At 66.2% G+C, this 14,157-nt stretch carries 1 protein-coding gene (running past both ends of the window); it reads left to right on the top strand.

This entire window lies inside a single protein-coding gene on the top strand: locus ABZ863_RS06030, encoding a hypothetical protein (protein WP_358531570.1). The 64,086-nt coding sequence extends 35,608 nt beyond the window's left edge and 14,321 nt beyond its right edge, so the window shows coding positions 35,609–49,765 (codon 11,870, partial, through codon 16,589, partial); the first complete codon in view begins at window position 3. The start codon and the stop codon both lie outside this window.

Below are 14,157 nucleotides of genomic sequence, written 5' to 3'. Positions count from 1 at the left end.
GGATGCTGAAGTCCTGGTTGGACGGTGGGTTCACCCTGAGCCGCGGGGTCGCCGCCGATATGGTGCTGCGCCGGTCTGGTCAGCTGCTCATGGAAAGCCCGGACGGTTCCCGACTGAACCGCGCGCTGCTGGAGAAGGCGCTGAGCCTCTACCCCGAGGCGAACCTGCCCGATGTCGCCGACGTCGGCGCGGACGCTCTCGCGTTGGCCGAGTTCGGGGAGCTGGCCCGGATACGGCGTGAGGTCGACCCGCTGGCGCCGATGCGCCAGACCACCAGGCTCCCGGAGTATGCGCCGGCCCCGGGTAGGCAGGTGTACGGGATGGGGTCCGGCAGGGTCGCAGGGTTCGAAATTGGGGGGCCGACGGAGTCACCCACCAGGCAGAGCCGGCGCGAGGCCGAGCAAGCGCTGGTGGATCAGGCATGGGACACCCTGCTGAAGGCCCTCCCAGGCAGGCCCGAGGACCATCCCGAGTTGTACATCCAGCTTGGCAAGCTACTGACCGGGCGGACAGGCCTGGCCACCCTCACCGCGATGACCCAGTCCGGGGGCACCGCGGTGATCCCCGGGTACTCGCTCGGCAACGGCGAAACCGTGTACCTCTACGGGAAAGTCGTGCCGCTGAGCGAGGCCGAGCTGGCGGACACGGTTGGTGAGCTCACGGAGTACAGCAACCGGTCCTGGGAGTTCCTGATGCGAACCGAGGGACGTACGTTCCTCGGCGCGGCGGGTCTAGGCCCCTCAGCTTTCGGCGCCGGCCTGTCCGGAACAGTTGAAGGCCGCTTCACCAGGTCGTTGACCCTCCTGGAAAGCCAGCTGAACGATCGGGGTGAACTCGACTGGGAGAAGGTAGCCGCTGTTTTCCGGCAGCTCGTTCGTTTCGAATTCCATGTGGTGGCGACTCGTACCCCAATCGGCTTCCTGGGCCACATCGCGAACACGCTGAGCCCCGGGCCGCGCAGGGAGCACACCACATTCCAGTTGGGCGCGGTGCAGCTGCACATCCCGGAACGGGCGGCCAAGCTGCCGAAGGAGCTGATCGGGCCACGGCTGCCGGCGACATTGCAGCGCACCCTCGGCCATCCGGCTGTTGCGGAGAGCGCGGCCGTGGTGCTGCAGGCCGACCAAATCCTGAAGGTTCTCGTACCGCTGGTGGCGGAATTCGTCGGGGACGATCCCAGGAACCTGGAGCCGCTGCTGCGTGCGATGCTCACTTCCACGAAGCTCAAGGGGTTGTGGCCGGAGATCGCCACGGCGCACGGCGACGAGGTCACGATTGGTGGTGTGGGCGACGGGCTGTCCGGGTTGGCCTTGAAAATCCGGGTTGCCAGCACGACGCACCGGGTGGTCGGTTCGTCCTACGATCCGGACAACCCGGACGCCGCAGTGGGCATGGCGCACAGCGACCGCCGCGAGGGCGCCGTCATCGCACACTGGAGTGCTGCCCGCGGCTACGAGGTAGCCGGGCACTACCAGCAGGCCAACGTTCACGGGCACGCCGGCCGGGAGGCCACCCAGGCCACCCGGACCGGTAGGCGTGGGCAGCGCATGGTGGAGAAGGTCTACCAGGGCCGGTTGCTGCTCGTCGAGGTGACCACGTGGGTTGAGGTGATTGCCGAGAAGAGCCGGTTCCAGGGGCTCGTTGCCGACCCGCGGCAGCAGGGCAGGAAATCCGCGTACGCGTCGCCGAGCCGGTTCTACATCACCATTCCCGAGGACGACTACCCGGCCTGGCTCGCTGATCAGGCCGGCCAGCAGCCGTGGCAGTCCTATGAGGAGCAGGTCTCCAACGAACAGACTGCCAGGCGGGCCAAGCGCCTGCTGGCCAAGCGGGAAGCCGCTGCCCGGAAGAACCCCGTCGACCTGCAAGCCGCGTTGACCGAAGTCTCGAGTGTGCCGCATGATCCCGGGTTCGCGCTGGCCGACTGGTTCGGCCAGAACAGGTCAGCCGTGTTGGGGCCGCACGGGCAGGCTTCCCCGGCTGCCACCACGCAGGAGGCCGAGGATTTGCGTGTGCGGCAGCAGCTCGGGATCGACGCTGCGGGGGAGTTCGCCAAACGCCACCTCGGTTCCTCTGACCCGGATGTGCAGGCGGCCGCGCAGCGGGTGGCCGGGGTGGTGGAACGGCTCACCAAGGCGGCGAATGAGGTTCGCCTCGCCCACTCCACTCCGGCAATGGATGCGGCTTTGCGAGAGTGGAATGGGGCCAAGGAGGCCACCGGTCGAGCTGTGTCGGATCTGACCGCGATCCTGCGTGGGAGGCATGATCCGGAGCGACCGGTGCTGGCATTGGCGGAGTGGTTCCGCGAGAACCGGAGCCAGCTGGTCCAACCGGGTGGCTTGGTCCTGCTGGTCAGTGACCAGGTCGCGGCGATCGTTCGCCACCAGCTCGGCGATGGCGATCGCGAAAGCGCGATCGGTGCGCAGCGTGCCTGGGCGGCCAGCTATCGTGCCGTGGCCGAGCGGGAACCGGACGTCGGTCCGGCCTTGGACGAGCTGTCTGCGGCTCTCGACGAACTCGATGCCGCGGCACGAGAGCTGCTGTCGGCCCGTGACCAGGAGGCGGACTGGAACCGCTGGAACGAGGCGATCAACAACGTTCGGGTGGCATCGGCGGACGACAGGCTGGCGCACCTACCCCCGAGTGGTGTCGAGCTGGTGCCGGGCAACCTGATCAGGAACCCGCTGGAAGACGCTCGTGAGCTGGCCGCCGCGCTGACACCGGAGGCGGGCGCCGCGGTGGAGGTCCGGCTTGAGGAGACCACACCCAACGGCGAGGTCACCGGGACGCTGGTCATCAGGGACGGCCAGGTGCGGCCGGACCCGACCCCGTCGCCGATGGAGAAGCTCAGCGGCCGCCACGCCAGGCTGGCCGAGTATCGCCACCTCGACCTCTATGCCCTGCTGAGAAGCGGGGAGTACCAGACCGGCCAGCCACTGGCGTCGCTGATCGTCGACAACTACGACGAAGAGGTGCTGCAGCGTGTGCGGGCGGGGCTGCCAGCCGATCCCAAAACCTGGCCTGACGAGTTGGTGGTTGTGGACGACGGCTTCGAGCAGGCCCTGCACGAGCTGTGGTCACATGCGGACCCCTTCCGGCTGCTTGCCCACAACGTCGCCGCGGACGCGGAGGGTAGACCCCAGATCAATCTGCGGGAGGTCTACCGGCAGGCCGGTGCCGACGGGTTCGTCGCCGCGGCGAACAATGCGTTGCAGGAGGTGCCCGATTCGGGTGCCGACACCACTGCGTCACTGGACCCCGGCGACATCGCTTACCTCGCCGAGCTCGCCGGCGAGGCGTCACTGCACGGTGTGGCGATACCGGACGATCTGGCCGGCGTTGCCAGGTTGTACGGCCACGACGAGTCGACCTTCGCCGAGCTGCTGGGCTGGGCGGGTATACCAACCGAGCTCGATGACGACCGCACCCTGCCGCCAAGGGATCGCCTGCGAAGGTTTGAGGGCCGCCGGCAACTGGTGGTCATCGCCGCTACCTTGGTCGCCCGGCTCGGTCTGTCCGAGACCTGGCAGCTCGGCGGAATTCTCATGGACAGTGGTCGGCTCAGCGCGTTGTACCGCTTCTTGCCGGTGTTCCTTGATCCGCGGGGCGACCAGCGACCTGTGCCTGAGGGCGTTGTGGATCCCCACGACGTTTGGCTGGTTGATCGGGATCCGCGGCGGGCAACAGGCAGGCTTGCCGACGCCGTCTGGAACCTTCCGGCACGCGTCGACCCGTTCGGGCGCCTGGCACAGCGCCCCGAGGGCGTGTTGGACAGCGACGACCGGCAGCAACTGCACGTCACCGTGCGGGAGCTGCTCAAACTCTTCTACTTCGGGTTGCGGGCGGACGAGGCCGTGTTCGACCTCGCGCAGGTCTCGACGGAGTGGGTGGATGCTGCGACCCGGGCGACGTTCCACGGCGGGGTGGAGGTCGGTGCGCTGTTCGTCAGCCTCCTGCCTGGCGCGCGCTGGGTTGGAAACCTGGCGGGGCAGGACTTCCATGGCCTTACCGGTGACAAGAACGTGGTGCCTCCGACTGTGCGGCGAATCCTGAACCGCTATGGCCTGTTGGCGCAGTGGAATACGCAAGGCTCCGATGCCTTGGCTCATGCACTGCACACCGTGGGTGCCGGCCGTATCGAGGAGTGGCCGGAATTCAACCTAATCCGGTACTGGCTCCGCGGCGAGGACAACGAAGAGGAGGTGATCGCCAACCTCGCCGAGACGCATGGGGTGCGGATCACCGTAATCGACCACACCGGCGCCCGGCGCACTTTCGGTGAGCCGGGCACACCCAGGCTGTTCGTGCTGCAGAACCGGCTTGGTCACTACATGCCGCTCATGCCGGCCAACGGTGGTGGGCCGTCAACCCCGAACGAGCCGGTGACACCGGCCGAGCCGCCGCCTGGGCCGGTTCCTGCTCCGACCGACGACGTGCCCGCTCCCAGTACCGAGATCGTCGAAGCGAATCCGGGGGTGGTGCCACTGGTCTACGACGATGCTCTCGAGTCGGTCACGCCTCCCGGCACGCTCTCCGACGCCGCCACGAGCATGAGCTACCCGATGACACCCCTGCCGTACATGACTGAGGCGGGTGCCGCTTTCGACGTGTCGGCGGTGACTCTCGAGCAGGAGCTGCGGGCAAACTGGAGCGAAGCGGTATCCGAGGACGGTGCCTGGATCCGGACGTTCACAAAGGACGGTGCTGAGATCAATCTCCGTGCCTGGCTGCAGTTCTCCGATCCGCGCCCGGTGTTGTTCTATCTGACTCTGGTGGAGGGGATCAGCGGAACCCTCAGCCAGGACCTTCGGTGGATCAAGTTCCTGGCCACCTACATCAGCCAGCTCACCGTAGGCGGCCAGGCCAAGCTACGTTGGTTCCTTGAGATGCTGCCCGGCGGAGCGGAGGGTCGGCGTCGGTTGGCCCGCACCCGGGAACAGTCCGGTGGTAGTCGTGCCGAGACCGAGACACCCGTGCACAACTCCTCCGGCAAGGCCGTGAACTTCAACGTTCAGGTCACCCTCCGCGTAGCCGAGTTCGATCCAAGAACCCAGCAGTTGCGGAACGATACGACGTTCGCGCCAGCGCAGGCGACGACCAGCGGAGCCACCGAATCCAATCAGGATTCCGGTACGGCTGTGATCGCGGTGCCGCAGACCTACACCCAGCGACTCGCCGGAACCGTTCGCAAAGAGCTTCCTAAGGGTGAGCCGAAACCACGACTGGGGCACGTCTACTCGATCAAACTCACTGGGCGAGAGGAGATCAAGGAGACCTTCCGGCGCAAGATCCGGGAGGACGAGGGAGCCGCGAACGATTACCTACTGGAACAGGTACACGACAACCTGCGCACGCTGGAAAGCATGCTGCCCACTGCGACCAACAGCAGCTATGGGTTCAGCGTGACCGATGATGGTGGGAACAGGCTTTACCGGGTCACGATCAAGGTGAAGGATATACGGTTCGAATCGGCCACCGCGGTGGGTGACTTGGGCGAGGGCATCACCGTGGAACAGGTCGGTGTCGTACACAACCCAACCGGGTTCAACACCGCATACGGACGGGCACGTGATCTCAGGGGCAACACCCAGCCAGATGTTCTCGGCCAGATCAACGAATGGATGCAGAACGTCGGCTTCGACTTTGGCGCGGGTAGGGGTAAGAGCCGCACGCGGTCGAACTACGCGGACTTCACCACGATTGACGTCACCGTCGACAAGCAGCGCCGAAGCCAGGCGGCTGAGACAACGGCACTTCTCACCATGACTGTGACAGATACCGATGGAGAGTCGCTGGGCGAACCCGAAGATCTGGAGGTGGGGATCATCCTCCGCACCGGTCTGCAGAACATGTTCAACCAGGGCGGCCCGGTGCCGAGGGAGGTGGTCGACGAGAACGGCAACCTGTTGGTTGGTCCGCGCAAGCAGGACGGTGAACCGGACCGGCCGTACCCGGACTTGCTCACACGAACCACCCCAGACGGCAGGAAGATCGCCGCTGATGTCGCACATGGCTTCATCCGCGACTTCTCTGTCGAACGGCCGGAAGGACTGCCACCGATCACCGACGAGGCGGACAGAGGCAACGACGGTGCCGCACCCTTGCGGGAAGCCCTGCGGAACCTGCTTCGGCCGCTTGGTGTGATCCCGGAATCGGTGTCCAAACAGGAAGTCGCAGACCTTATGGATCGGGCAAGGAGATCGGGCCTGCCAACGGTCAGTGTTCGGCAGCTACAGCTGTTTTGTTACGAGGCAATCAACCAGCAGGTGACCGCTGCATCCGTTGAGGCGTGGAAGAAGGATGTACTCAAGGATGGCATCCGGTTGCTGTTCCCGCGCTTTAAGCCACTCAGCGGTCTCGATGAACTGGAGTACTACAGGGTCACGCTTCGTCTCGCGCTGGATGATCTGGAGGACCTCCGCACCGACCCGGACCGGGGAGCATGCGGACTCGGCATCGTCACCAGAACCAACTCCTCGACCGCCACGGTCAACCAGAACACGCCCTGGAGCGCCAGTGTCGGAGGGGAGCTGCAAGCTGGCGAAGAGAACTCCACGATCGGTGCCGTAGCAGGGGGCGGTGGTTCCAGTGGTAGTTCGGCCTCGATTACGACCGGCGCCCGGGAGAACACCGGATTCGTGGTCGAATCGGCCCAGACCCGTGCTTTCCAAGCCAGAGGCAAGTTGTACCTGACCCTTGATGGGCCAGAGGGCGAACCAGTGGCGGACGGCGAGCGGGAGTTCGATGCAGGGGCCGTGCTGCACTTGCCATCCGGGCTCACCCTCGAGATGACCCCGGTACCGATCACCAACGGCGGGACGCCAAGGGACTTCCTAGCCTCTTCTGAGGCGGTGCCCATCTCGGTCGATACCGAGAACCCCTTCGGCGCCATCCAGCAGGTGTATCCGCACCATGTGACCTGGCCAGGGGCGTCCAGCTACCCGGTGCTCGCCGCGATCGGTACGCAGTCGTATCTCGAATGCGCGATCAAGACGGTGGTGAGTACCGGAATCAAGATCGATCAACTCGTCGAAAGCAGTATTGGTCTACCCGAGTCGTACGGTCTGACGATAGACGTGGCGGACCTGGGCGATACGCAGTATCTCGGCACCCTGCGTGAAGGTCCGGATCATGTGATCTTCGGCGACATTCTGTTCGCGTTGCTGTCCTCGTCGGCCAGCAGCGGTGAAACGAGCAGCCTTTCGTTGTCCGGCTCTGTCAACGAAGAGGGCTCGGTTATCGAGCATGGCGATTTTGGCGCCGGCGGCAGTTGGGAACACAGTGAGGGATCCAGTCAGACCCGGACTGTGATCGGTGACAAGGAGCAGATTTCCCTCAAGGTCAAGGGCAACCAGCACCTGCTGATCACCGAAGGGCAGATCAACGTCGAAGGGGCGCGGCTCGTTTCGATCGGCACCAAGATTGTCTGGATTCTGTCCGAAGAGGAGGCATTTCGTCGCTACTCCGTTGTCGATTCGGACGGCAACGGCACCTGGAACTTCCCGTTCACGGTGATGGCCGAGTCGGTGAAACGCTGGCGCGAAGGTGATGCGACATTCAACCGCCCCGAGCTGACCCGCGCCGTGATTCGGCTAATGCGGGAGCATCTGCAGACGGATCCAGATCCTGCGTTGCTCGTTCACCTGGCGGTGGAGGACGAGCCCACGGAGCAGGTAGTGACCAACCTCCTCCGGGAGGTGCTAGGGCAGTTCGGGCCGGCAGCCGTCGCCACGGTGAAGGACGACGCCGGCGCCGAGGAGATGGTGGACGCGCTGACCCAACTGCTTCGGAAGCAGCCGAAGGCGCCGGACGCCCTGCGTGAACTACATCTGCCGCCGTACCTGGCGAACGGGATGGGACCCGGCGCGCATACCGAGTACACGTCACTCGAGCTCGGTCGGCGCGACGAGACTGGGGCGCTGAGGCCGGTCGTACTACAGGATGAGATCCGCCGCCTGTTCCAGAGCGTTAACCCGAACGCATACAGCAACGCTCCCGAGCTGGCTTTGGGACTGGGCGCGGTCATCGACGACAACCGGCTCTGGGGCGTCCTGAACAACCTCGTCCAATCCAATATCGAAAATCTCGACGTCGTGGACGGGGTGGCGTTCCCGCTCTGGAGCGGCCAGGTTCCGGTCGGCAAAGCCTTCGGTTGGCTCCTCGAACACGAGCGGCTCACAGGCCGGATGGTGCTCGGGCGGCCGGAAATCGTGGGCACCACCCACGCCGGAGATCTGAACCAGCACTACTCCTATCTCCAGACCGACTGGTCGACCAACCAGGGCCGTACACTCAGGACGAACCTCGGCGTAGCTGGCCCGTTCAGCCTCGATGGCGCGAGCAGTACCTTCGCCACCGGCCGTGGCTGGGGCAGCACCCTGCTGAGGTCCGACCAGACCACGACCATGCGTGTGCTGGCCAACTTCGACGGCCAGGCCGTGCTGGTGGAAGTGCCGTTCACGGTCGTGTTCGAAGTGACCCGCTACCCCGTGAGCGGCCAGCCGATCAACAACGTTGCACTGCGGGGCGCCAACCTGCTGCCGTGGCTGCGACGTCCGCGGGTCGAGCCCGTCGTACTGGAAGGCACCATCGGTGCACGGCTGCCGATGGGCATGGTTCGGGCCACGCCGTTCACCCGGCCGGACTGGCTGGAACGACGGATGGCGACTCAGCTCGCCCCCAGCGCCACCGCGCTCTTCCTCGAAGCCAACCCGGTGCAGAACGCGGCAGCGGCCATCCTGGGGCACTCGCGCCTGCTCGGCCGCGCCATCAAGCACGAGAAGATCGAAGACCTGATCGCGACCAACTTCTCCCCGGGCATCCTCGCGTCGCGGCTGGCCGAACTCGGCAGTACGGACGGGTGCCCGGTCGTGGACCACATGGTGGCGCCGAACGCGCCCGACGAGCCTTTCATCACGCTGTCGATGAAGTGGAACTTCAACGAGATCGTCGTGTACGGCGAGCTACCCGAAGGCTTCCAGCACGGAGGTGTCGGTCGGCAGCAGGGCGTGATCAAGGTCAGCCACCGCCGTAGGCGGCCATTCCAACCGACACTTGGATTCAGCCGAGAGTCCGGATCCGTGGGGCCCATAACCGACGTGGGTCCGGTCATATCCTTCGGCGACCAGGCGGCGCGAGGAGTCGACTCCGGTGGCGGTGTCCGCAAGGAACACACCGGCAAGGTCGCCGGCAGCGATGGCGCGCTCATCGACGTCGAACTGCGCTACCACGCCGACATCACGGCGACCAAGCTCGGTAAAGACGACAAACTGCTCGGCAAGATCATCCGCTACGACGCCGCATCCGGGGTGCTGGTCGTCCGGATGGAAGCGCACGAGCTCCCCGCTTTCCTGGCGCAGTTCGATCAGGCCACGCCCTGGAGCCGGGACGAGGCGCTCGGCCTCAACGAGCTCGACGAGGCGACCGCTATGCGGTTGCTGGAAACCCGCAGGCGCAACGCGCTCCGGCCCGAGAGCACACTGGAGGAACTGTGCGATCAGGCGGCCAACACGGGCCGGCTTCACCCAGACCGAGTCCATATCGGACTCGTGGGGCTCATGCAGGAACGCCTGCCGAAGGCATTGCGCAAGGAACTGATCAGGAAGGGCGAGCAAGGCCGCGATCTCGCCGGCCACGTGCTGATCGACCTGCGGGCCGACCCTACGAGGGCCGAGGTGAGCGACCTGGGCGGGTTCGCCACAGAGATCCAAAACGTGGTGGGGCCGCTGCGACAGAGCCATGCTCAGGCCCAGCAGGCATGGGAGCTAGCCGAGGAGCTCCGGAATGCCGGTACAAAGTTGCTGAACCGGCGTGCCCGCCGGATGCGCGCGGAGCAGGACTGGCTCGAGGCGGTCGAGGATGCCCACGAGCAGGCACGGCAGGCCGAGGACAAACGCGATCCGGACGCATTGCCCGCGGCGCTGGGGGCACGTAGTCGGGACTTCGATGCGGTCACACAGGCGAGAGAAGCGTTCGCCACTGCCGAGGCAGCGTGGCGTTCCGTGAGCGCGCGGGTCGACGAGCTGCGCTCGCTGGCCCAGGAGGCGGAACGACTTAATGAGGGCAGCCCCGAGCGAAAGAGCACGATCGCTGAGCTGAAGCCGCGCCCGGCCTACCGCGCGTTGGGTCCCGTCGAGCAGGCGCGTGGTCTTGCCAACGCCGCCGGTGCGGAGATCAAGTTGACCGTTACCAATCTCGACGGCAGCCAGACCCACGCAGATATCGCTCTGGACGGCGGGGTGTACCGGTCCGTGACCCGGTTCCGGCCCGATGCGCAACGCGGAGAGGGGGATGCCTTCATCGAGGCGTTGGCCTCGCTGGCGGAGGAGAATCCCGAGCTGTGGCGGTACTACGTGCGGAGCCGCCTGGCCGCGTCCGGGGCCGAGTTGTACGAGTACGCGACCCGCACCGGCAAACCGTTCGCCATGGTTGTCGCGGAGTCTCGCAGCGATGAGATCGAGCAGGCCGCGCTGTGGGGCGTGGACGTCGACGCGACCCTGGTCGCCGGGGACGACCTGGTCAGCGAGGCCAACGATGCCCGAGAGAGGTGGGCCGAATCGTGGGGCGGCTTCCGGGAGGCACTGGCCGACGCGGGAATCACAGACGCCGATCTGTGGACCGCACTCGCCCATGAGGTGGACCTGGCCGCCATGTTCCGGGAGAACCCTGGCGAGTTCGCCGACCGGGCGCGTGCTGACCTGTCGGCTCGCTCACCGGCCTCCGCACCTACGACACCGGCCGAGCTCGCCCAGCTGTTCGGCGTCGACCCCGCGAAACAACGGGAGCTGAACGGCTTCGAGCAGCGGCTGGCTGAGGCCGGCATTCCCATACAAGGCGAAACCGACATTGCGCTGGTGGCCAACTTCGCCGGTGACCTCGCCCTCCGGCACGGGCTGTTCCGAGCCGAGCAACGACGCCGCGTGCTGGCAATGGCCCCGTCGCAACTGGCCGGGGCGGTCGCCACCAGGCCGGTCCAGGTGAGCCCGCTGTCGCTCGTCCACGATCCTGCGCCGGCCGCCACCCCGCTGAGCGGACCGGCCGCCGAGGCGTTCGGGCGGACACAGCAGGAGGTGGAACGGCGCTTCATCCACAACCTGCCCAGGGGGCAAGTGTTCAGAGGAGCGGACATTGTCGACGCGGGCGATCGCGCGGCGATCGCGGCGGCTCGGTTGAATTGGGGCGAAGGCGCCGGCGCTTATGTCGCCGCGCACTCCTCGGGGTCGAGGTTCACCGGTGACCTCCATGAGATCGACATAGCGCAGGAGACGGCGACATCCTCTGTGCTGACCGGCGCGCAGCAGAGGTACCTCGCCGACACGGAATCCGGCACTCGGTGGATCGCGCCCAGCCCCGACGCCGTGTTCGACGCGGTGTTCCAGGCACTGCCCGACCACGCCCGATCGTTCCTGCGCGGGTTCGACGGCATCGATTCGCCGGTCGCGCTGCACGCCGATCTCATCCGTGCCCTACATGCCGAGCTGGACGTCATTCCCGCGAACAGGCAGGAGCGGGAACTCGGCCGTCCGTTGTGGACACTGGTTCCGGAGTTGCGTAACGACGGCCAGCGGCGGGCTGCCCTGGAGGCCTTGGAAGGCGACGGTGCCGCCGGCAGCCCGCTCCACTCAAGGCTGCCCGAGTTGCTGGCCGCACGGCACGGCTGGCGAATCCTGGTCGTCGAGCAGCAGGGCACCGAGGTCGTGCACGAACCGGGGCACCCAGTGGTGGCCGAGATCGCGTTGCTGCGTACCGGGAACCACCACTACATGCCTGAGTTGCCGTCGGAGCGTTCCGGTGGATCAGTACCTCCGGTGCTGGTCGACCCGAACGCTCCGGCGCCTGTTGAGCAGCGGAACCAGGCTAAGACGGCATCCCGGCGTGGCGGCGTCCCCGACCCAGCCGCGGGTTTGCCGATGCCGCTCGACGCCTTGGGCCGGTGGGACAGTGGTGATCCGGACGGGCGCAGGTGGACGACGAACCGCCGGAGAGTACCGACCGGGGCGATCTGGAATATTCGTCCTGAGGGAGAGGGCGCGCCGTCTAACTGGAACCAGCCAGGGTCCCCGGCAACGACGCCCGGGGTGGCGCAACCCGGACGAGCCGAGAACGAATCCGATCTTGCCGCGATCGCGGGACTTGTGCCGGGTTTGCAGTACAAGGTCCACCCCGATCCCGGCCTCTACTATGGCGAGGCGAGAGTTTGGATCGACCGTGCCGGGGGCGGCTTCACCGAAGTGACCGCGAACGGTGAGGTGAAAATCCACGTCGAGCCGGGTACCTCCGAGCGTGATCTCCCCAGGCAGATCGCGCGAGGCCTTGGTTCGTTGCAAGTACAGGACAGGCTGCCCGGGGCGCCGCCACGACCGGCCCTGTCCGGGCTGACGACCGAGGCGCTGCAACGAAACAACGGGCGCGTGGCCGGCCAGTTGCACGTGCTGGAAGTGATCGCGTTCGAGTTGGCCGTAACGGGCTCGGACAACGTCGCCCGGCTACGCCAGGAACTGCTGTCCCTGGCACACCTGATCGCCTCCGGTCTGACGCCGGGACAATGGCGGGAGGCGCTTGAGTACGTTCGTCCGGAGGTCCGGACCCAGCTCGCTGAAGCCCTGCGTGCCCTGCACAACGGGTCACCCGATGGTGTCTGGACCGAGGAGACCGCGCGGGACGCTGTTGCGGCGATCGGCTGGCGCTCCGATCTCCTGCTGCCCAACGACGGAGACAATCCCGATCCGATCTACCTAACGCTCTACCATGCGCCGTCCAGTGTTCCCTTCTCCACGGCGGGACGCGCGATGCTGCAGCTCGCTGGCGTCATTCCCGGCCTCGCGACCGAGGTCAGGCACAGCTTGTCGGAGGGAGTGCAAGGCAGGCTCGCGCTGACCACTGGCTCGCAGTCGATTGTCGTGCTCGAATCCTCACTGCCGGGCTCCGGAGACTATTCACGGCGCACCAGCGGGTCGCACACTCAGCTCGTCGTCGCGGACAGCGGGATCGTCAGTACCGCGCCCGTTCTCGCCGACGCGTTCGCAGGCGAAGGCATTCCGGCGGATCTGCCCGAATCGATTCGGGTGTTACTGGACCGAGTCGGCCGACGCGCCATGAGACAGCTGTACGTGCTGCGCGTGCTGGCCGCCCAGCTGGCCGCATTCCCCGATGTCGCCGATGTGCTGCGACACCGCGTTCTGCGCGACTTCCATTTGCTGGCGGGGCAGGTCATGGACCGTCTGCTGTGGCCAGAATGGCTGCTGCTGACCGGCGAGCTCGTGCCTGAAGCGGACGCGTTGCTGGCCGAGTGGCGGAACCTCGGGCACACCGAGGAGATCCGGCCTTACGCGGTCTATCATGACCAGCCGCCCAAACGGCAGTCGGCGGCGGACAGAGTTCGGACCGCGATAAGCCGAGCATCGCGGTTCTTGCCCGGAATTGAGGGGCCGGTCCAGGATCTTCGCGGTAGCGATAGCCGCTATTTTGAATTCAAATATCTGGGACAGTCGTTCAAAGTCACTTCGGCTTACAAACCTGAGCGCCCGAGCCGAAGCCGGATCGAGCGGCGTTCGCCGATGATCGAGCTCGATTTCCAGCAGCCGCCGGACGACATGGGCTATGAGCTCGTCTACCACGTCGTCGCATCGCAGGTCCACAGCGGACATCCGACGGTCGGTGAGACACCCGCGGCCGTCGGTGGCCACGTGCTGGGGCAGTTCGCTGTGCTGAACGCGCGAGCCGGACGACTGGCCGATCTCACCGACCCGGGTACGCGGGCGAAGCAACTCGAGGACTTCCTCCAACTCGCCGCTGACGCTTACGACGCCGTTCCCCCTCGGTACCGCGACGAACTGTTCGCCGTAGCGCTTACCCCGCAGGCTCGGGACTTGCTTGTTGGTAAGGAACTCCCGCCCGCTCGTCCCGCGACCCCTACTCAGGTTACGTACCGAGATGTCGCCGGAATGTCGCGCGAGGCCCGTGCGTTGTGGCAGCTGGATGGCCGCCTGCCGGGGGTCTCGCTCCGCTGGAGCAACGAGCCGGTCGTCCACGACGGCTATGTGAACGGAGAGAACGCGTATACCACCATCTTCGTGCCCGCGACCGGTAAGACCCTCTACTTCGTTCCCACGGACGCCGATTCACTGTCCGGTACGCGGTGGACGGATCGGTCGCCGC

The organism is Saccharomonospora sp. NPDC046836, assembly GCF_040645195.1.
In the GTDB taxonomy this organism is placed as follows: domain Bacteria; phylum Actinomycetota; class Actinomycetes; order Mycobacteriales; family Pseudonocardiaceae; genus Prauserella_A.
This window is presented reverse-complemented; position numbering and strand designations above follow the sequence as displayed.